The organism is Allobosea sp. RCC_152_1 (genome assembly GCF_041360765.1).
Classification (GTDB): domain Bacteria; phylum Pseudomonadota; class Alphaproteobacteria; order Rhizobiales; family Beijerinckiaceae; genus Allobosea; species Allobosea spartocytisi.
Map to the genome: position 1 here is coordinate 114,409 of NZ_JBFUPU010000003.1, position 20,482 is coordinate 134,890.

General features: G+C 66.8%; 16 protein-coding genes. 3 read left to right on the forward strand and 13 right to left on the reverse strand.

Annotation, left to right across the window (positions count from 1 at the left end):
• Positions 1-66: 66 nt before the first annotated feature.
• From lspA to AB6806_RS12420, 4 genes are all read right to left on the reverse strand, one after another.
• On the reverse strand, positions 67-549 hold the full coding sequence (gene lspA / locus AB6806_RS12405; protein ID WP_370954682.1) for a signal peptidase II: 483 nt from the start codon (positions 547-549) through the stop codon (positions 67-69).
• Positions 549-3,551 (reverse strand): isoleucine--tRNA ligase, encoded by a 3,003-nt coding sequence (gene ileS / locus AB6806_RS12410; RefSeq protein WP_142020107.1) that lies wholly within the window; start codon positions 3,549-3,551, stop codon positions 549-551. The genes lspA and ileS overlap by 1 nt, the downstream gene beginning before the upstream one ends.
• A 313-nt stretch (positions 3,552-3,864) precedes the next feature.
• The gene (locus AB6806_RS12415; RefSeq protein WP_142020104.1) at positions 3,865-4,848 is read right to left on the reverse strand and encodes a bifunctional riboflavin kinase/FAD synthetase; all 984 of its coding nucleotides are present in this window, start codon (positions 4,846-4,848) and stop codon (positions 3,865-3,867) included.
• A 148-nt stretch (positions 4,849-4,996) separates the two neighbouring features.
• Positions 4,997-5,452, reverse strand: a complete 456-nt coding sequence (locus tag AB6806_RS12420; protein WP_051987672.1) for a MaoC family dehydratase — start codon at positions 5,450-5,452, stop codon at positions 4,997-4,999.
• 248 nt (positions 5,453-5,700) lie between these two features.
• Between AB6806_RS12420 and AB6806_RS12425 the strand changes: the two genes are divergently transcribed.
• The gene (locus AB6806_RS12425) at positions 5,701-6,087 is read left to right on the forward strand and encodes a response regulator (protein ID WP_038360830.1); all 387 of its coding nucleotides are present in this window, start codon (positions 5,701-5,703) and stop codon (positions 6,085-6,087) included.
• A gap of 82 nt (positions 6,088-6,169) precedes the next feature.
• On the opposite strand, the gene AB6806_RS12430 is transcribed toward AB6806_RS12425, so the two are convergent.
• The 3 genes from AB6806_RS12430 to AB6806_RS12440 form a co-directional block, all read right to left on the reverse strand.
• On the reverse strand, positions 6,170-7,033 hold the full coding sequence (locus tag AB6806_RS12430; protein ID WP_142020102.1) for a TIGR01459 family HAD-type hydrolase: 864 nt from the start codon (positions 7,031-7,033) through the stop codon (positions 6,170-6,172).
• 111 nt (positions 7,034-7,144) lie between these two features.
• Positions 7,145-8,614, reverse strand: coding sequence for an EAL domain-containing protein (locus tag AB6806_RS12435; RefSeq protein ID WP_370954824.1), 1,470 nt, complete (start codon positions 8,612-8,614; stop codon positions 7,145-7,147).
• A 150-nt stretch (positions 8,615-8,764) separates the two neighbouring features.
• Complete coding sequence (locus tag AB6806_RS12440; RefSeq protein WP_142020097.1) at positions 8,765-10,543, reverse strand: tetratricopeptide repeat protein; 1,779 nt, start codon at positions 10,541-10,543, stop codon at positions 8,765-8,767.
• Positions 10,544-10,721: 178 nt separating this feature from the next.
• Here AB6806_RS12440 and aptA point away from each other — a divergent pair, with 178 nt between their 5' ends.
• Positions 10,722-12,062 carry an omega-aminotransferase AptA gene (gene aptA, locus AB6806_RS12445; RefSeq protein WP_112762951.1) on the forward strand — a complete coding sequence of 447 codons (1,341 nt, stop codon included), beginning with the start codon at positions 10,722-10,724 and terminating at the stop codon, positions 12,060-12,062.
• An 82-nt stretch (positions 12,063-12,144) separates the two neighbouring features.
• Here aptA and AB6806_RS12450 read toward each other — a convergent pair whose 3' ends face one another.
• The 3 genes from AB6806_RS12450 to AB6806_RS12460 all read right to left on the reverse strand — a co-directional run bounded on the left by AB6806_RS12450 (position 12,145) and on the right by AB6806_RS12460 (position 13,929).
• The gene (locus AB6806_RS12450) at positions 12,145-12,411 is read right to left on the reverse strand and encodes a hypothetical protein (RefSeq protein ID WP_113253945.1); all 267 of its coding nucleotides are present in this window, start codon (positions 12,409-12,411) and stop codon (positions 12,145-12,147) included.
• A 95-nt stretch (positions 12,412-12,506) separates the two neighbouring features.
• Complete coding sequence (locus AB6806_RS12455) at positions 12,507-13,001, reverse strand: peptide deformylase (RefSeq protein WP_142020095.1); 495 nt, start codon at positions 12,999-13,001, stop codon at positions 12,507-12,509.
• 154 nt (positions 13,002-13,155) lie between these two features.
• Positions 13,156-13,929, reverse strand: a complete 774-nt coding sequence (locus AB6806_RS12460; protein ID WP_112762953.1) for an SDR family oxidoreductase — start codon at positions 13,927-13,929, stop codon at positions 13,156-13,158.
• A gap of 115 nt (positions 13,930-14,044) precedes the next feature.
• On the opposite strand from AB6806_RS12460, the gene AB6806_RS12465 reads away from it, so the two are divergent.
• Complete coding sequence (locus AB6806_RS12465) at positions 14,045-14,947, forward strand: LysR family transcriptional regulator (RefSeq protein WP_370954683.1); 903 nt, start codon at positions 14,045-14,047, stop codon at positions 14,945-14,947.
• Positions 14,948-14,957: 10 nt separating this feature from the next.
• Here AB6806_RS12465 and AB6806_RS12470 read toward each other — a convergent pair whose 3' ends face one another.
• From AB6806_RS12470 to AB6806_RS12480, 3 genes are all read right to left on the reverse strand, one after another.
• A complete protein-coding gene (locus AB6806_RS12470) occupies positions 14,958-17,159 on the reverse strand; it encodes an FAD-dependent oxidoreductase (protein ID WP_370954684.1) in 2,202 nt (733 codons plus the stop codon).
• Between the two features lie 23 nt (positions 17,160-17,182).
• Positions 17,183-18,391 carry an acetyl-CoA C-acetyltransferase gene (locus AB6806_RS12475; RefSeq protein ID WP_370954685.1) on the reverse strand — a complete coding sequence of 403 codons (1,209 nt, stop codon included), beginning with the start codon at positions 18,389-18,391 and terminating at the stop codon, positions 17,183-17,185.
• 137 nt (positions 18,392-18,528) lie between these two features.
• The gene (locus tag AB6806_RS12480; RefSeq protein WP_370954686.1) at positions 18,529-20,316 is read right to left on the reverse strand and encodes an acyl-CoA dehydrogenase C-terminal domain-containing protein; all 1,788 of its coding nucleotides are present in this window, start codon (positions 20,314-20,316) and stop codon (positions 18,529-18,531) included.
• Between the last annotated feature and the right edge of the window lie 166 nt (positions 20,317-20,482).

Below are 20,482 nucleotides of genomic sequence, written 5' to 3' on the forward strand. Positions count from 1 at the left end.
TCCCTTTGGACAATCTCACCCTCGCCTCAACCACAGACGAACGGCGAAAGGATGGCGAAATCGTCGTCAAGCCGTCTTTTCCGCAGCCGGCCGGAAGGACTCATACAGGAGACCCAGCACGCCGACAACGATCGCGACATCGGCGATGTTGAAGATATACCAGCTGAAATTGCCCCAGTGGAGATGCACGAAATCGACGACCGCCCCGTACCAGGCCCGGTCGAGCCCATTGCCGAGTGCGCCGCCGATGATCAGCGCCAGGCTGAAGACGGTGAAGCGGCTTTCAGTCCGCCACATCCAGCGCCAGAGCCAGATCGCGGCGACGAAGGAGATCGCCACCAGGAGCCAGCGTCCGAGATCCGTGCCCTGCTGGAAGAGCCCGTAGGAGATGCCGCGATTCCAGGCGAGCACGATCGTCAGGAACGGGGCGAGGTCGAACGGGCCGTTCTCCGCCAGCCCGACGCCGTAGAGCAGCCAGCATTTCAGGAGCTGATCCGAAATGAAGATGATCAGGACCGTGAGCAGGCCGAGGCGGCGGGCGGACGTCATCAGGCGCGCACCCCGAGTTCCTTGAGCGCCTTGGCGTCGCGCGGCGTCACCTCGGGATAGGCCGGATCGGCCGTCGCGGGATCGAAATACTTCCAGGAGCGGGCGCATTTGATGCCCTCGGCGCGATGCGGCACGACCGCGACGCCCGGCACCTCGGCGAGACGGAAGGCCTCCGCCGGCCCCTCCCCGCTCTCGATGCGGATGTCCGAGGTGATGCTGACTTCGGCGAGGTCGACGCCGGAGAGCGCCGCATAGAGATCGGCATCCGCAACGAAGACCTGCGGCGCAGCCTCCAGCGAGGAGCCGATGCGCTTGGCGGCGCGCTCCAGCTCCAGCGCGCCGGTGACGACGCGGCGGACGCGGCGGATCTTGGACCAGCGCTCGGCGAGTTCGGGATCGAGCCAGCCCGCCGGCGCCTCGGCGAAGAGCTCCAGATGCACCGAGCCGTCCTGCGCCTTGGTGTCGGGATAGCGCTCAAGCCAGGCTTCCTCGGCGGTGAAGACCAGGATCGGCGCGAGCCAGGTCGTCAGGCAGCGGAAAAGATGGTCGACCACGGTCAGCGCGCTGCGGCGGACATGGCTCGACCGGGGATCGCAGTAGAGCGCGTCCTTGCGCACGTCGAAATAGAAGGCCGAGAGCTCGGTGTTCATGAACTGCGAGAGCAGGAACACGACCTTCTTGTAGTCGTAGGTGCGGTAGGCTTCCTCGACCTGCGGGCCGAGCTCGGCGAGGCGGTGCAGCATCAGCCGCTCCAGCTCCGGCATGGTCTGCGGCTCGACGACGCGGATCTCCTCGCTGAAATGGGCGAGCGTGCCGAGCATCCAGCGCATGGTGTTGCGCAGCTTGCGATAGGTCTCGACGAAGGTCTTGAGGATCTCCTTGCCGATGCGCAGATCGTCGGAATAATCGGCCGCCGCGACCCACAGGCGCAGGATGTCGGCGCCGGAGTCCTTGATGATGTCCTGCGGCGCGGTGACGTTGCCCTTCGACTTCGACATCTTCTCGCCCTTCTCGTCCAGGCAGAAGCCATGGGTGAGGACAATGTCGAAGGGCGCGCGGCCGCGCGTGCCGCAGCTTTCCAGCAGGCTCGAATGGAACCAGCCGCGATGCTGGTCCGAGCCTTCAAGATACATCACCCGGTCCTTGCCGCCATCGACGATGCGATGGGTCTTGAGGTCGGCGCGCTTCTCCAGGGTGAAGGCATGGGTCGAGCCGGAATCGAACCAGACGTCGAGCACGTCGGTGACGCGCTCGTATTTCGCCGGATCGTAGCCGAAGGGCTTGAGGAAGCGGGCGCCGTCCGTGTCGGTGAACCAGGCGTCGGCGCCCTCGGCCTCGAAGGCCTCGGCGATGGCGGCGTTGACGGCCGGGTCGACAAGGATGTCCTTGCTCTCCTTCTCGACGAAGACGGTGATCGGCACGCCCCAGGCGCGCTGGCGCGAAACCACCCAGTCAGGCCGGTTGGCGATCATGCCGTTGATGCGGTTCTCGCCGGCGGCGGGCACCCATTCGGTCTGCTTGATCGCCTTCAGCGCGCGGTTGCGCAGCGTGTCGGCATTGCCGCCGGCAACCGGCTTCGGATCGGCCGCGTCCGGCACGCCGGCCTCGCCGATCGGCTTGTCCATGGCGATGAACCATTGCGGCGTGTTGCGGAAGATGACCGGCTTCTTCGAGCGCCAGCTATGCGGATACTGATGCTTCAGGCGGCCGCGCGCGACGATGTTGCCGGCCTCGACCAGCGCCTTGATGACGACATCGTTGGCGTTGCCCTTCTCGCCCTTGTCGGTGATGACCTGCGCGCCCTCGAAGCCCGGAGCCTCCTTGGTGAAACGGCCATCGGCGTCGACGGTGTAGGGGATGCGGGTCTCGATGCCGCGCTCGTGAAGCTGGCGGCCATTCGCGGTCCAGACATCGAAGTCCTCGCGGCCATGGCCCGGCGCGGTGTGGACGAAGCCCGTGCCGGCGTCGTCGGTAACGTGGTCGCCATCCAGGAGCGGGACATCGAAATCATAGCCGTGACCGCGCAGGGGATGGGCGGCGGTCAGACCGGCAAGCTGCTCGGCCGGGACATCCGCGACCAGCTCGAACGCCTCGACCTTGGCCGCCTTGAAGACGCTCTCGGCCAGGTTCTTGGCGAGGATGTAGGTCGCGCCGACCTTCGCCCAGTTGTTCTCGGCAGCCGCCGTGACCTTGTAGAGACCATAGGCGACCTTGTGGTGATAGGCGATCGCGCGGTTGCCGGGGATCGTCCAGGGCGTGGTCGTCCAGATGACAATCGCGGCGCCGGCAAGCGGCGCCGGCGCGTTCAGCACCGGAAAGGCTGCATAGACCGTATCGCTCGTATGCTCCTCATACTCGACCTCGGCCTCGGCGAGCGCGGTCTTCTCGACCACCGACCACATCACCGGCTTGGAGCCGCGATAGAGCTGGCCGGTCTCGGCGAACTTCATGATCTCGCGGGCGATCTGCGCCTCGGCCGGATAGGCCATCGTCAGATAGGGGTTGGCCCAGTCGCCCTCGACGCCGAGGCGCTTGAATTCCTCGCGCTGGATGTCGACCCATTTCTCGGCGAAGGCACGGCATTCCTTGCGGAACTCGACGACATCAACGTCGTCCTTGTTCAGGCCCTTGGCGCGATACTGCTCCTCGATCTTCCACTCGATCGGCAGGCCGTGGCAGTCCCAGCCCGGCACGTAGTTGGAATCATGACCGAGCATCTGCTGCGAGCGGGTGACGAGATCCTTCAGGACCTTGTTGAGCACGTGCCCGATATGGATGTTGCCATTGGCATAGGGCGGCCCGTCGTGGAGCACGAATCTGTCGCGCCCCTGCCCGGCTTCACGAAGCTTGCGATAGAGATCGATCCTCGCCCAGCGGGAGAGCAGCTCCGGCTCGCGCTGCGGCAGGCCCGCGCGCATCGGGAACTCGGTCTGGGGCAGGAACAGCGTCTGCGAATAATCGACGCTTGCGGCAGGCTGGGCGGTCTTCGTCTGTTCGGTCATGTTCCGGCTCGGGCCATCGGGACGGCGGGCCCTTCATCGGGCTCCGGCGCATCCTCGTTTGAAACGGGAAAAGCGGTCTTCAACCCGGACTGCGCAAGCGCCCGCGCCTTGGTTCAGCGCGAGGCGGCAGCCGGGCCCGTAATTCGCCGGGACAAATCGATCGACAGGGCGCGTTCAGCGAGCATGGGGGGCTTCTATAGCATCGGACCGAAAAGTGGAATCCACTTTTCGGAATCGATCCGATGCAATCGACATCCTGATCGAGCGCCTTTTTCGCGCCCTATTGGGCGCGCGGCGATCGAGCAGGCGGGGCTTACGGAAGGAAGGGCGGCGTTTTCGCCAAGATGTCGCGTGCGCGGGCGCTGTCGGCGTCCATCTGCGCGATCAGGGCCTCGAGCGAGTCGAATTTCGCTTCGCCGCGCAGCCAGTCGACGAAGGCGACATCGACCTGGCGGCCGTAGAGGTCGCCCGAGAAATCGAAGACGAAGGTCTCCAGCCGCGGCGCGCCGTCGTCGAAGGTCGGGCGGCGGCCGAAGCTCGCGACGCCGTCACGCCAGGTGCCGTCGATCCTTATCCGCACCGCGTAGATGCCGTGGCGGAGCTTGCAATCGCGGGCCAGATGCATGTTGGCGGTGGGGTAGCCGAGGTCGCGGCCGCGCTTGTCGCCATGGGAGACGAGGCCGCGCACGAACCAGGGATGGCCGAGGAATTCGGCGGCACGGGCGACATCGCCCTCCTCCAGCGCCACGCGAATCAGGGTCGAGGAGACAGGCTCGCCGTGCCAGGAATAGGGCGGGACGACCGTGACGGGGATGCCGGCGGCGAGTCCATGGGCCTGCAGCATCTCGGGCGAGCCGGTGCGGCCCTTGCCGAAATGGAAATCATAGCCGCAGACGAGGCCGGCAGCGCCGAGCCGGCCGACGAGCAGCTCATCGACGAAGCGCTCGGCCGGGATGGCCGCCGTATCGAGATCGAAGGGCAGGACAAAGGTCCGGGGAAGGCCGATCGCGGCGAGCAACTCGACCTTGAGCTGCGGCGGCGTCAGGCGGAAGACCGGCTGGTCCGGCCGGAAGACGCTGCGCGGATGCGGCTCGAAGGTGAAGGCGGCCGGCCGCGTGCCAAGGCCGTGTGCCATCGCGGCGGCGGTCCGCCCGAGTTCGGCATGGCCGCGATGCACGCCGTCGAAATTGCCCAGCGCGAGCACGGCGCCACGCAGGCTGCCGGGGAGCTGCTTGTCGAGGTCGAGGACCAGAGCCGCCGGCTCGTCGCGCGGCGCCGCCTCGGTTTCAGTTGTCATCGATCGCAAAAATCCAGCACCCGGCCGTAGCCGCGTCGTCACCGTCTTTGCGGCCAAGCCCGGTGGGCGTCAAGCGCGCGAACGAGATGTCGCCATGCCGGCAAGTCGCCCCGCAGGTCGTCGCCGCAGCTGCCGGCCGCCGCTCCCGTCAGCGCCTCGGCGTCGGCGGCATGGCCACCCAGGCCTCGCCTTCCATGACGGGCTTGCCGTCGACGAGGCACTCGCAGAACAGCCGGGCCCGGCGGCGCTCGGAGACAAGCTCGACCACCTCGACGCGGGCGGTCACCACATCGCCGATCCGCACCGGAGACAGGAAGGTCAGGGTCTGGGACAGATAGACCGCGCCCGGCCCCGGCAGCCGGGTTCCGAGCAAGGCCGAGATCAGGCTCGCGGTCAGCATGCCATGGGCGATGCGCTGGCCGAATTTGGTGCTGGCGGCGAATTGCTCGCAGAGATGGATCGGGTTGGCGTCGCCGGAAAGCTCCGCGAACAGCGCGATGTCGCGCTCCATCACGGTCCGCATCAGGCTTTCGCTCTGGCCGACCGCCAAATCCTCGAAGGCATGGACGGTGTAGAGCCCGCCCGGCACCGGCTGTACTGTCATGAGCTTTGTGCGACGCGGCGCAATCGCCGCCCCTTTCCCTGTGCGAATGCTAACCATCTCGCACTCGCAGCATTGCGGCAATTGGACTTTGGTGCCGGCTCCGCCGCCTCAAAAATGCCGGGTTGTCTGAGATCGGATTAACCGCTTCGCAACGCGCCCCGGCTATCACCGCTGAAACAGAGCTGTCTTCCCAAGGCAGCGCGTCGCCGGTATGTCCCGGCACGAAACCACTGTGCCGGAGCATTGCAATGGCGCTCGACCCGTCCATGCCGATCCTGGTCGTCGACGATTATCAGACCATGATCCGGATCATCCGCAACCTGCTGAAGCAGCTCGGCTTCGAGAATGTCGACGACGCCTCGGACGGCTCGGCCGCCATCGCGAAGATGCGGGACAAGCAATACGGGCTCGTCATCTCGGACTGGAACATGGAGCCGATGGGCGGCTTCGAGCTGCTGCAGCGCGTGCGCGAGGAGGCGAAGCTGGCGGAGACGCCCTTCATCATCGTCACCGCCGAATCGAAGACCGAGAACGTCATCGCCGCCAAGAAGGCCGGCGTCAGCAACTACATCGTCAAGCCGTTCAACGCCCAGACGCTGAAGACGAAGATCGAGTCCGTCTGCTCGGCGGCCTGACCCCCCGGTCTCTCGCGGCCCAGGCACGATGCCGGGGCCTCCCCGCTCGAAGCTTCGCTTCGCCTGGGAATGACGGCCCGTTTCACCAGACCAGGTGCGGAATGGCGTAGTCGGGCCGGTGCGTCTGCCGGCCGAACCAGCCGTGACGCTCCTCCCACGAAACCTGCATCAGATCCTGCGCATGGATGCCGGCCAGCACCATGATGCCGGCGGCGCCAAACGCGGCCGCTCCCGCGATATCGGTGCGGATCGCATCGCCGATGGCGCAGATCCGGTCGCGGGCGACGGCCCCGCCGCGCTTCTCCTCGGCGAGCCCGAGCGCGACCTCGTAGATCGGCCTATGCGGCTTGCCGGCATAGGTCACCGTGCCGCCGATCTCCTCATAGGCGAGCGCGACCGCCCCCGCGCAGGGGACGATATGGCCGCCGCGCTCGACGACCAGATCGGGATTGGCGCAGATCATGGGAAGATCGCGCGCCGCGAAACCCGCGAGCAGGTCGGCATAGGTCGCAGGCGTGTCGGCCTCGTCGTCGAAGAGGCCGGTGCAGAGCACATAGGAAGCCTGGTCGGGCCCGGTCTCCGGCGCATCGAGCCCGGCGATCAGCGGCAGGTCGCGGTCGGGCCCGAGCCGGAACATCGGCTGGCCGGCGCGCGCGCCGATCAGCGCGCGGCAGACATCGCCCGAGGTGACGATCGCATCCCAGGCGGCGCGCGGCACGCCGAAGCCGTCGAGCTGGCGGATGATCGCATCCCGCGGGCGCGGCGCATTGGTGATGAGGACGACGCTGGTGCCGCGTTCGCGCATCCGCGTCAGGGCCTCGATCGCTTCCGGAAAGGCGGCGACGCCGTTATGGACGACGCCCCAGACATCGCAGAAGCAGAGATCGAAACGATCGGCGATCTCGGAAAACCCCGAAAGGGCGGCAACCGGTTCGGAGCCCGTCATCGGCACAGTCATTCTCCTACGGATGAGGCGAGGTAGCGGCGCGCCACGCTCTAGACGGTATTCGCGCGGGGTGGAACCCTGCGTCCGCCATTCTTCGCGGTGCGTGGCGGCTCAGGCGCTGGCGCGGCGCAGCACGGCACGGAAGGGCAGCCGCTCAGGCCGCCGCGGCGCGTCCTCCGCCGGTGCGGCGGCAGGCTGCGGATAGCCCAGCACCTCGGCGGAGGGCCGGGGCGGCGGCGGCGCGGGTTCGGTCCGGGCAGCGGCTGCGGATTCGGGCGCAGGCTCGGCGAAGACCTCCGGCTTCACCGGGCGCGGCGGCGAAAAGGCATTGCCCTGCCCCATCGCGATACCGAGCTCGATCATGTCCGCCGCCATCGGATTGTCCTCGACGGTTTCCGCAACCAGCGTGATCGAGGCACGGGCGAGCATGGCGGCGAGATCGCCGGCCGCGATGTCGCTCGCGACGCGCCCTTCGGCATGAACCTGGAGGAGCGCCGCCCTGACCTTGATGAAACGCACGCCGCGATCGAACAGGGCCTGCGGATCGAAGCGCAGATCCGCGACCTGATCGAGCGCGAAGCGCACGCCGCTGGCCGACATCGCGCCGAGCAGGCCAAGGCTCGTCGGATCGAGCGCGCGGAAGACCGCCTGCGGCATCTCGATGACGAGGCGGCTGCTGTGCTCGCGATATTTGTCGAGGATGCGGGTCAACGCCGCCAGCGCCCGCGAAGCCCCCCAGGTCGCGGAGCTGAAGTTGCAGGTCACGAAGATGTCGCCGTCCCTCGAAGCGAGGTGACGGGCGATCGCCAGGGCTCGCGTGAGGACGAGCGCGTCCAGCGTCGGCCCGAAGCCGCGCTCCTCGACGATCTCCAGGAATTCATGCGGCAGCAGCAGCGTGTTCTCGTCGATGCGCAAGCCGACCACCGCCTCATAGCCACGGGTCCGGCGCTGCGGCAGCGAGACGATCGGCTGCAGATGCACCTCGATCCGCCCCTCGCGCAGGGCGGCGCTGATGATGCCCGCGCGCTCCGCCTCGGCCTCCTCCTGCGCGGCCCTGGCCGCCGCGGCACGCTCCGCTGCCAACTTTTCGGCGTGCTCGCGCCGCGCGGCCTCGGGGTCGATGCGGACCTCCGGTGCGGAGGCCCTGGCCGGCGCCGGTGCCTGCACGGGCGCCGCCGGCAGCTTCGCGAGCTTGTCGTCATGGTCGGCGAGCGTCGTCGCGACCTGGTGAATGAGATCACCGAGCAGGCCGACCTCGGCGGTCAGCTCGTTGATGGCAGCGCGGGCCGGCGCGGCATCGACGTCACGCATGGGCATCTGCTCGACACGCTGGGACAGCGCATCGATCCGGATGGCGTTGGTCGCGAGCCGGACCTTGACCTCGCCGAGCCCGGCCAGGAGCAATTCGCGCTGGCCCAGATTGCGTCGTTCCAGGGCCCAGAGGCTCGTCGCCAGCCCCGCACCGGCTGCGATCAGGCCCAATGCCGGCCCCAATGCTCCCGGCATCAGGATGGCGACGATGGCGCCAGCCGAAACACCGGTCACGGCACCGGCGAGGGGATGCAGGGCTTTCAGGCGCACAGGAGCCAAGGCAGCGCTCGCGCGTCGAGGGGTTGATCGGGGGTGGAAACGAATCACAACGCTGCGCGGTAGAGTACCTCCCGACAGGCAGACACGCGAGCGATACCGCTCGATTCATCGCCTCTCGCCCGGACTTCGCTCGAAAATGCTCTAGCGCCCGGCGATGCCGAGATCGCCGACGATCCGCTGTGTCACGTCCTCGCTGAAGCCCCTGCGCGCCAGATAAAGGCGAGGATCGCTTCCGAAGAGCGGAGAGCGCCTCGCAAGTTCGCTCAAGGCGAAGTCGCGCCGGGTGGAATCGCCGCTCATGCTCGCCTGCAAAGCCTGCCCCAGCAAACTGAACGGCGTGCCATCCGCTTCCAGAACCGCCGAATAGGTTTCCGACAGGCGCCTGGCGCCGGTCAGATAGGCCGCCAGGAAGGCATAGAAATCATACCAGGGGGGACGCCCGGCGCTGATCTCAATGGCGCGCTCCAACAAGGGCAGGCCCTCGGCGGGACGGTTGAGACGGACATAGAGCGAGCCGAGAGTGGCCATGATGTCCGGATCGTAGGGATTCCGATTCACGGCCTCGCGGCCGGCCCTGATCGCGTCGGCGGCACTGCCACGCAGGAACAGGATCTCCATCATCGCCTGCTGGGCACGGGCCCCGGAGGGCGCCAGCCTGATCGCGGTCAGGGTCGCCGCCATCGCCCGGTCGAGCGAGGCACTCCGGCCGGCATCGGGGGCCGCGGCATATTCGCCAGCCATGAGCAGCGCGAACTGCGCCCAGGCGGGATAAAATCCGGGGTCCCGCTCGACCAGCTGCTCCAGGCAGGTGCGGGCCGCGACCCGCTTCTCAGGCGTCATGAAGCGACGGTAATCGAAGGCCTGGAAGATGCACTGCATCGCCGGCGCGGATGAATTCTGCCGGAAATCGGCATGAATGACACCGAAAGGCTCGGCCAGCCGCGTTCCGACGCGCCGGGCGAGATCCACCAGATCCTGATCCTGCAACAATTCGCCGACAGGCCGGCTCGACGAGGCCGTCCAGACGATCCGGCCGTCCTTGGCGGCGCGCAGCCGGCCGAAGCCCTCCAGTGCCCCCTCGGTCGAGAGAATGCTGATCTCGAAGACGTAATCCACCCCTTCGGGCGGCGGCGCTCCGGGAGCCGGCGCCTTGATCACAAGGAGATCGTCGAAGCGCGCCGTCACGTCCACGAGCACTTCCGCGACACGGCGGACCGCCTCGGCGAGCTTGGGGTCGGTCGGCACGCGCGGGATGACGATCGCGACCGAGACGAGCTGGGCCGAGGGCGCGGTCGAACGGTCACGCGCCACCTCCGGCGGGGAGGTGTCCGCCGGGCGGCTGGTCTGCGTCACCAGATTGCTTTGCGGCGTCTCGCCGAACGGCTCCAGATACCAGACGAGAAGCGCGAGGAGCGCGCAGGCGAGCACCGCCAGGGCCACGAGGAGCCAGCGCCGGGCCGCCGCGTCCCGCTCAGCGATGTCCGCGCGCATATCCTGTCCGTCGACCGGGCCGCCCGGAGGAACGAACGGCTCCGGCCCGAGGCGATCGCCCGGCTCGACAAAGGCGAAGACCGGGGCATAGCCGCCGACCGGCATGGTCATCCGCACCGGATCGTCCTGTCCCTCTCCGGCATAGTACTGGGTCAAGGCGCGGCGCAGGCGGCCGGCCTCGACGCGCACGATCGGATCGGCCTGCGGATCGAAATCCGCCGGGCGGCCGAGTGCCTCGACGGCAATGGTGTAGCCCTTCAGCTCGGCGCGCCGGCCTTCGACCGCCCGCTCGACGACGAAGCTCAGGAAAGCGGAGAGTTGCGGCGCGGCGCTGAAGACATCCGACGCAAGGATGCGGGCGAGGCCAGCGCGAATCGACGCGACGGCCTGCTCATCCAGCCGTTCGTTGTCCTCGACACTATCGCCCATCGGGGTCCGTTCAGTTCATGCCCCAGAGGGTAAGCTACGCTATCGACGACCTAACGTCATCCGACAAATCGGGCTGCGGCAGCCATGTCGCGGCCCGCACTCATGCCTCGCTCGGCGGCGATTTACACCCTGCATCGACCTGCTAGGTTGAACGAACGTTAATCCACAGGATGCCCCGATGACCGCTGCCTCGTCGCCGATCGCCACGCCGAACGATCTCGAAGCCTATTGGATGCCGTTCACGGCGAACCGGTCGTTCAAGAAGAACCCGCGCATGGTCTCCCGCGCCGAGGGCATGTTCTACTACACGCCGGAGAACAAGCCGGTCATGGACGGCACGGCGGGCCTGTGGTGCTGCAATGCCGGCCATGCGCGCGAGCCGATCATCCAGGCGATCCAGGCCCAGGCGCGCGACCTCGACTACGCTCCCTCCTTCCAGTACGGCCATCCCAAGGTCTTCGCCGCCGCTGCCCGCATCGCGGCGCTGGCGCCGGGCGATCTCGACCATGTCTTCTTTGCCGGCTCGGGCTCGGAGGCCGCGGATTCGGCGCTCAAGATCGCGCTGGCCTATTGGAACGTCTCGGGCAAGGCCGCCAAGACCCGCCTCATCGGCCGCGAGCGCGGCTATCACGGCGTCGGCTTCGGCGGCATCTCGGTCGGCGGCATGTCGAACAACCGCAAGTTCTTCGGCTCGCTGCTCACCGGCGTCGACCATCTCGCCCATACCTATGACCGCGAGAAGCAGGCCTTCAGCAAGGGCGAGCCGGACTACGGCGCGCATTTCGCCGATGATCTTGAGCGCATCGTCGCGCTGCACGACGCCTCGACCATCGCCGCGGTGATCGTCGAGCCGATGGCGGGCTCGACGGGCGCGCTGCCGCCGCCGAAGGGTTATCTCAAGCGCCTGCGCGAGATCTGCGACAAGCACGGCATCCTCTTGATCTTCGACGAGGTCATCACGGGCTTCGGCCGCCTCGGCTTCGCCTTCGCGGCCGAGCGCTATGGCGTGATCCCCGACATGATCACCTTCGCCAAGGGCGTGACCTCCGGCACCGTGCCGATGGGCGGCGTGATCGTGCGCAAGCACATCTACGACGCCTTCATGGGCGGCCCGGACAATGTCATCGAGCTGTTCCACGGCTACACCTATTCCGGCCATCCGCTGGCGGCGGCCGCCGCGCTCGCCTCGCTCGACATCTATCGCGACGAGGGGCTGTTCGAGCGCGCCCGCGCCATGGAAGGCGCCTGGGCCGATGCGGTGATGAGCCTGAAGGGTGAGCCGAACGTCGTCGACATCCGCACGCTCGGCATGGTCGGCGCCGTCGATCTCGCGCCACGGGCGGAGGGCGCCGGCAAGCGCGGCTACGAGGCGATCGAGCGCGGCTTCCACGAGGAAGGGCTGATGATCCGCACCGCGGCCGACACCATCGCCTTCTCGCCGCCGCTGATCATCACGGAGTCGCAGGTCGAGGAGCTGATCGGCAAGCTGCGCCGGGTGATCCGGTCGGTCGCGAACTGAAGCGGCGAGCACGCGCGCCAGTATTTCCAGCGGCATAACGCCAAGGGCCGCCTCCCCGGGGAGGCGGCCCTTCACGCATCTGTCAGCGCGCGACGCGCCAGGCGACCAGCAGAGCGAGCAAGGCCGGCACGGCGAAGACCAGGACAAGGATCGGCAATTCCGCGCGCACGGAGTAGCCCGCCTTGGCGACGCCGACCCACATGTTGAGCAACGCCACGGCAAGCCAGACCGGCACGAAAAGCTTGGCAGCGAGAGCATAATCCGGCTCAGCCCCGCCCCACAGCTTTCCGAAGAGCAGGAACAGGCCCAGCAGCACCACGCCGCCGCCGATCACCATCGCCATATGCATATGCCTGCTCCTCACCGTCGAAAACAGATACAGATACTGCGAGCTTACGACGCCCGCACTCCAGCCGGGCGAAGGCAGGCAAAGCTCACCTGCGCTCAGCCGCGCCGCAGCTTGTTGTAGCGCGCAATCAGCCTGTCGCGCTTGAGCCGCGACAGGCGGTCGATCCAGAAGAGGCCATCGAGCTGGTCGATCTCGTGCTGATGGCAGACGGCGAGCAGCCCGTCCGCGTCCTCGACATGTTCGACGCCGTCGAGATCGCGGTAGCGCACGCGGACATGAGCATGGCGCTCCAGCTCGTCGGTCACACCCGGCATCGAGACGCTGCCCTCGACATGGCGGATGGTCTCGCGCGAGACATTGTCCAGCACGGGATTGACGTAGGTCCGGACATCGCCCGGCGTCAGCTCCAGCACCACCAGCCGCAAGAGCACGCCGACATGCGGCGCGGTGATGCCGATGCCGGGCGCCTCTCGCATCGTGTCGAGCAGGTCCGCCGCCAATTCCCGCAGGTCGGCATCGAAACGCGTGACGGACGCCGCCGCCACCCGCAGACGCGGGTCGGGAAAGTTCAGGATCGGCCTGGACGGCATATGCTCATTCCGACTTCTTGCGTGCAGTCGCGTTTCCGACCTTCCCGGAACCGGCGCCAACCAACAAACCGCTTCCCGATGTTATCGGGAAGCGCATCATGCGACCGAACGACGACAGCCGCTTCATCGGCCTGCGGCTGCATCAACGACACACTCACTTCGTCGTGTAGCCGCCGTTCACCAGGATCGTCTGGCCGGTCATCCACCAGCCGTCCGAGACGAGGAAGCGCAGCCAGGGCACGATGTCCTGAATGTCGGTCAGCCCCGTCTTCGAGAAGGGCGAGAGCGCCGCCGCGCTCTTGTGATAGGCGACCGCATCGGCGCCTTCCGCGGGATAGAAGAACGACGTATCCATCGGGCCCGGCCCGATCGCGGTCACCGAGATGCCGCGCGCGCCGAATTCCTTGGAAGCCGCGCGGGTATAGTGCTCCACCGGCGCCTTGGTACCGGCATAGCTCGCATAGAACGGCGTGAAGGCACCGAGCAGCGAGGTCACCAGCGTGCAGACCTTGCCGTTGTCGCTGACATGCTTGCCGGCTTCCTTGAGGAAGAAGAACGCCGTCTTCGAGTTGACCGCGCTCATCTCGTCGAACTCGGCCTCGCTGATCTCGACCATCGGCTTCTTCAGCACCTTGCCGACGGTATTCACGGCGATGTCGATCGCGCCCATCGCCGCCTTGGCGTCGGCAAAGAGCTTCTCCATCGCTGCCGCCGAGGTCAGGTCGGCCTGGAAAGCATAGGCTTGCGCGCCCGCAGCCTTGATCGCGGCCATCGTCTTCTCGGCTTCGGCCTTGGCCGGAGCGCTGTTGTAATGAATGGCGACGGCCTTTGCGCCCTGCGCCGCCAGGTCCTTCGCCAGCAGGCCGCCCAGATTCTTGGCGCCGCCGGCGATCAGAACCGTCTTACCCTTGATGCCGTGATCGGCCATCGCATGCTCCTGTTCGCTGCAATCGATGGCGACAAAATATCGTCCGAAAATCAGATATAAAGATTTTGATCAGGACATCACTGGTCAGAATTTCCGAACAATCTGGAGCGCCGATTTGGACCGCATCGACCTCTTCCGCATCTATGCCCGCGTCGTCGAGTGCGAGAGCTTCACCCAGGCGGCCAAGGCCCTCGGGCTGCCGCGCTCCTCGGTCTCGGCGGCGGTCGCGGCATTGGAGCAACGGATCGGCACAAGGCTGCTCCAGCGCACGACGCGGCGCGTCTCCGCCACGCAGGACGGCGCGGCCTTCTACGAGCATTGCGCCCGGCTCGTCGCCGATGTCGAGGAAACCGAGGCGCTGTTCCGTCACAGTGCCGCGCGCCCCGCCGGACGGCTCAGGATCGACGTGCCCGGCCGGATCGGGCGCCTGATCATCGCGCCCGCCCTGCCGGATTTCCTCATCCGCTATCCCGAGATCGACATCGATCTCAGCGTCACCGACCGGGCGAGCAATCTGATCGAGGACGGCATCGATTGCGTGCTGCGCGTCGGCGCGTTGAGCGATTCTGGTTTGATCGCGCGCTCGGTCGGGGAGTTGTCGCTGATCAATGTCGCCAGCCCCGGCTATCTCGCGGCACATGGCGTGCCCGGGCATCCCGGCGAACTCGATGGGCATAAGGCCGTCAACTACGCCTCGCCTTCGACGGGGCGGATCGAGCCTTGGGAATGGCTGGAGAATGGCACGCTGCACGACCGCGCCCTGCCCGGCCGCGTCACCGTCAACAGCGCGGAGGCCTATATCGCCTGCTGCCTCGCCGGGCTCGGCCTGATCCAGATCCCGGCCTATGACGTCGCCGAGCATCTCGCTGCGGGCGATCTCGTCGAGGTGATGCCCCGGCACCGGGCTGCGCCGATGCCGATGACCCTGCTCTACCCCCACCGCCGGCACCTGTCGCGCCGGCTGCAGGTCTTCGCGGACTGGCTCGTGGCGCTGCTGCGCACAAGGCTGGCGAACTGAGCGCTAAGGCTCAGGCCGCCTTCGTCTCGGCCGCGCCGTAGAAGCTCTCGCCGGTCTTGGCCATGCGCTTCAGCAGGCGGTTCGGCTTGAAGCGCTCGCCATGGCTCTTGGCCAGCTTCTCGCAGAGCTTCACGAAGGCGGCGGCGCCCATATTGTCGATATAGGACAGCGTGCCGCCGGTGAACGGCGCGAAGCCGAAGCCGATGATCGAGCCGACATCGGCCTCGCGCGGATCGGTGACGACGCCTTCCTCATAGGTCTTCGCGGCTTCCAGAGCCTGCGTCACCAGGAGGCGGTGCTTCAGCTCCTCCATATCGACTCTCTCGGGATCGAGGCGCTTGCCGACAAGATCGGCGAGGCCCGGCCAGAGCCGCTTCGGCCCGGCTTCCGGATAGTCGTAGAAGCCCTTGCGGTTCTTGCGGCCCAGCCGCCCATGCTTCTCGACCATGTCGGCGAGCAGCTTTTCCTGTGCCGGATCGACCGCGGCATCACCGAGCTGCGCCTTGGTCGCCTTCAGCACCTTCCAGGCGAGATCGACCGCGACCTCGTCATTGAGCGAGAGCGGACCGACCGGCATGCCGGCCTGCTTGCCGGCGGCCTCGATCATGGCCGGCGGCACGCCTTCCATCAGCATCAGGTGGCCTTCGCGGATATAGTTGCCGACGCAGCGATTGGCGTAGAAGCCGCGGGTGTCGTTGACGACGATCGGCGTCTTCTTGATGGCGCGGACGAAGTCCAGCGCCATGGCGAGAGCCTTCTTGCCGGTCTTCTTGGCCATGATGACCTCGACCAGCAGCATCTTCTCGACCGGCGAGAAGAAATGGATGCCGATGAAGTTCTTCGGCCGCTGGCTGGTCTCGGCTAGGCCGGTGATCGGCAGGGTCGAGGTGTTCGAGCCGAAGATGGTGCGCGGTCCGACGACCGCCTCGACCTTGGCGATGACCTCGGCCTTGACCTTCGGGTCCTCGAAGACGGCCTCGACGATCAGGTCGCAGCCCTTGAGATCGGCATAGTCGGCGGAAGCCTTGATGCGGCCGAGCAGTGCGTCGCGATCGGCGGTCTTGGCGCGGCCCTTCATGATCTGGTCGGAAACCAGCTTGTGCGAATAGGCCTTGCCCTTCTCGGCCGCCTCGACGTCCTTGTCGACCAGGACGACCTCCAGCCCCGCCTGCGCCGTCACGTAGGCGATGCCGGCGCCCATGAAGCCGGCGCCGATGACGCCGACCTTCTTGAGCTTGGACGGCGGCACGTCGGCCGGGCGGCGGGCGCCCTTGTTCAGCTCCTGCATCGAGACGAAGAGCGAGCGGATCATCGAGGCCGCCTCCTTCGTCCGGAGGATCTTGGCGAAGTAGCGGCTCTCAACCTTGAGGCCGAGATCGATCGGGAGCTGCAAGCCCTCATAGACCGCCGAGAGGATGGCGCGGGCGGCCGGGTAGTTGTCGTTGGTCTCGCGACGATAGATCGCGTTGGCCGGCGGCCAGATCTGCATGCCGGCCGGCGAATGCACCTTGTTGGAAGGCAGCTTGAAGCCCTTCTGGTCCCAGGGCTGGGTCGCCTGCGGGTTGGCCTTGAGCCAGTCCTTGGCGTTCTGGACGATGTCGGCGCGCGGGGCGACGGCATGGACGAGGCCGGAATTGCGCGCCGGCAGCGCCTTCACCTGCTCGCCCTTGAACATCATCTGGAGCGCGTCGCCGGTCTGCATCAGGCGCAAAACGCGCTGGGTGCCACCGGCGCCCGGAAACAGCCCAACCTTGATCTCGGGCAGGCCCACGCGGGTCGAGGCATCGTCCGAAACGACGCGATACTGGCAGGACAGCGAGAGCTCGAAGGCGCCGCCCAGGCAGACGCCATGGATCGCGGCGGCGAAGGGTTTTCCGCAGGTCTCGAGCTTGCGGTAGAGCAGCGAGAGCTTGCGGCTCTCGTCGAAGAAGCTCTGCATCGCGACGGCCTCGCCCTTCTCCTTGGCGAGCTTGACATACAGGTCGCGCAAGCCCTGGAGCATGGTGAGATCGGCGCCGCCGGAGAAGCTCTCCTTGCCGGAGGTGATGACGCAGCCCTTGATGGCTTCATCGCCCGCGACCTTGTCGACGATCTGGTTCAGCTCTTCCATCACCTCGGGGGTGATGACGTTCATCGAGCGGCCGGGCATGTCCCAGGTCGCGACGGCAATGCCGTCGGCGTCGGTCTCGAAGCGGAAATTGGTGAGGTTCATGATGTCTCTCCCTGCCCTTCCGCTCAGACGCGTTCGATGATGGTGGCGACGCCCATGCCGACGGCGACGCAGAGCGTCACCAGCGCGGTCTGCTTGTCCTGACGCTCCAGCTCGTCGAGCACGGTGCCCAGCACCATCGCGCCGGTCGCGCCGAGCGGGTGGCCCATGGCGATAGCGCCGCCATTGACGTTCAGGATCTCGTCGTCGATGTCGAGCGCCTGCTGGTAGCGCAGCACCACGGAGGAAAAGGCCTCGTTCAATTCGAAGAGGTCGATGTCCTTCATGGTCATGCCGGCCTTCTTCAGCACGAGCTGGGTCACGTCGATCGGACCGGTCAGCATCAGCGCGAGGTCGGAACCGACGGTCGCGAAGGCCTTGATGCGGGCGCGGGGCTTGAGGCCCGCCGCCTTGCCGGCCTTCTTCGAGCCGACGAGGACGGCAGCGGCACCATCGACGATGCCCGACGAGTTGCCGGCATGATGGACGTGGTTGATGAACTCGACGTCGGGATGCGCGGCGGTCCCGACCGCATCGAAGCCGCCCATCTCGCCCATCTGGACGAAAGAGGCCTTCAGCGCGGCCAATGCCTGCATGTTGGCGTCGGGGCGGATCGTCTCGTCATGGTCGAGGATGGTGAGGCCGTTGACGTCGGTGACGGGGATGACCGAGTTCTTGAAGCGGCCTTCCTTCCAGGCCTTGGCGGCGCGCTGGTGCGAGCGCACGGCGAAGGCATCGACATCATCGCGCGAGAAGCCGTATTTCGTCGCGATCAAATCGGCCGAGATGCCCTGCGGCATGAAATAGGTGTCGATGGCGACACTTGGGTCGACAGCGATGCCGAAGCCGGAGGCGCCCATGCCGACGCGGGACATGGATTCGACGCCGCCGCCAATCGCCATCTCCTTCTGGCCGGACATGACCTGCGCCGCGGCGAGATTCACCGCATCGAGGCCCGAGGCGCAGAAGCGGTTGATCTGCACGCCCGGCACTTCCTTGCCGTAGCCCGCCTTGAGCGCGACGGTGCGGGCGATGTCGGCCGCAGCCTCGCCGACCGGATCGACGCAACCCAAGACGACGTCCTCGACGAGGAGCGGATCGAGGTCGTTGCGCTCCTTGATGGCGCGCAGCGCCTGGGTGCCGAGCTCGATCGCCGTGACCTCGTGGAGCGAACCGTCGGCCTTGCCCTTGCCGCGCGGCGTGCGGACGTGGTCGTAGATGAATGCGTCTGCCATTTGGTGGCCTCCCGGGGCGCCGTCGGACGGCGCGTTCTGGTGCCGGACGTCATGGTCGGGCTTGACCCGACCATCTCGTCATCCAGCGGGTTCTGCAAGAGATGCCCGAGTCAAGCCCGGGCATGACGGCGTTTTCGTCAGAACTGCTCGACGCTCAGCGCCATGGTCGTGTCCGCGCCGGAGGTGATGCGCGCCAGATGGGCGGCAGTCTCGGGCAAGGTGCGCTCCATGAAGAAGCGGGCTGTGACGAGCTTGGCACTCATCCGCTCGTCGGCGCCGGCCTTGAGCTTCTCCTGCGCGGCCTTGGCCATCTTCACCCACATGTAGCCGAGCGAGACGAGGCCGAGCAGGTGCATGAAATCGCTGGCGCCGGCGCCGGCATTGTCCGGCTTGGCGAGTGCGTTGTTCATGAACCACATCGCCGCCTGCTGGAGATGGCCCAATGAAACCTGCAAAGGCCCGAGCAGGGGCTTCAGCGCCTCCTCCTCGGCGTTCTCCTTGAGGAAGCCGCCGACCTCGTTGAAGAAGGCCATGATGCCGCGGCCGCCATCGCGGCCGAGCTTGCGGCCGACGAGATCCATCGCCTGCACGCCGTTGGCGCCCTCGTAGATCATCGCGATGCGGGCATCGCGGACGAACTGCTCGACACCGGTCTCGGCGATGTAGCCGTGGCCGCCGAACATCTGCTGCGCCTTCACGGCGTTGTCGAAGCCGATATCGGTGAGCACGCCCTTGAGAACCGGGGTCATCAGGCCAAGCTGATCGTCGGCCGCCTGGCGCTCGGCCGCGTCGCCGGAGCGATGGGCGATGTCGGACTTCAGCGCGTTCCAGAGCACGAAAGCGCGGGCGGCCTCGTTGAAGGCCTTGATCGACATCAGCGTGCGGCGCACGTCCGGGTGGACGATGATCGGGTCGGCCGGCTTGGCGGGCTCCTTGGCGCCGGTCAGCGCGCGGCCCTGTAGACGCTCCTTGGCGTAGGCGACAGCGTTCTGATAGGCGACATCGGACTGGGCGAGCCCCTGGATCGCGACGCCGAGGCGGGCCTCGTTCATCATCACGAACATGGCGTTGAGGCCGCGATTCTCCTCGCCGACCAGCCAGCCCTGCGCCCCGTCGTAGTTCATCACGCAGGTGGCGTTGCCGTGGATGCCCATCTTGTGCTCGATCGAGCCGCAGGACACGCCGTTATTGGCGCCGACCGAGCCGTCCGCACCCAGCTTGTTGCGCGGCACGACAAAGAGCGAGATGCCCTTCACGCCGGCCGGCGCGCCCTCGATCCGGGCGAGCACGAGGTGGATGATGTTCCCGGTGATGTCCTGCTCGCCGGCCGAGATGAAGATCTTGGTGCCGGAGATGGCGTAGGAGCCGTCGCCATTCGGCACGGCCTTGGTCTTGAGCAGGCCGAGATCGGTGCCGCAATGCGGCTCGGTCAGGTTCATGGTGCCCGACCAGGTGCCGTCGATCATCTTCGGCAGATAAGTGCGCTTGATCTCGTCCGAGCCGTGGACATAGAGCGCGGCGATCGCGCCCATGGTCAGGCCCGGATACATGGCGAAGGCCATGTTCGCGGCCGAGGCATATTCGTTCATCACGGCGCCGAGTGTGTAGGGCAGGCCCTGGCCGCCATATTCCGGGTCCATGGCAAGGCCGATCCAGCCGCCGCCGGCATAGGCCTCATAAGCCTCCTTGAAGCCCTTCGGCGTGGTGACGCGGCCGTCTGGATGGCGGGTGCAGCCCTCCTGGTCGCCGGAATAGTTGATCGGCTGGAGCACTTCCTCGCAGAGCTTGGCGCCCTCGCCGAGCACGGCCTCGATCACGTCCGAGGACGCGTCGGCGAAGCCCGGCAGGTTGTTGTAGCGCTCGATATTGAAAACGTCGTTGAGCAGGAAAAGCGTATCGTCGACGGGCGCCTTGTAGACCGGCATCGTGGTCCTCCCTCACCTCGCGCGGCGGCGCTCATGGGTGCACCGCTTCAAGATAGTTCACATATAAACAATCTCACCCGGCATGCAATGGGTGTCCGGCGAATTTGTCCTCCCGCGCGTGACCGTTCGATGGCAAGGCAATAAAAAACCCCGGCAAAGCCGGGGT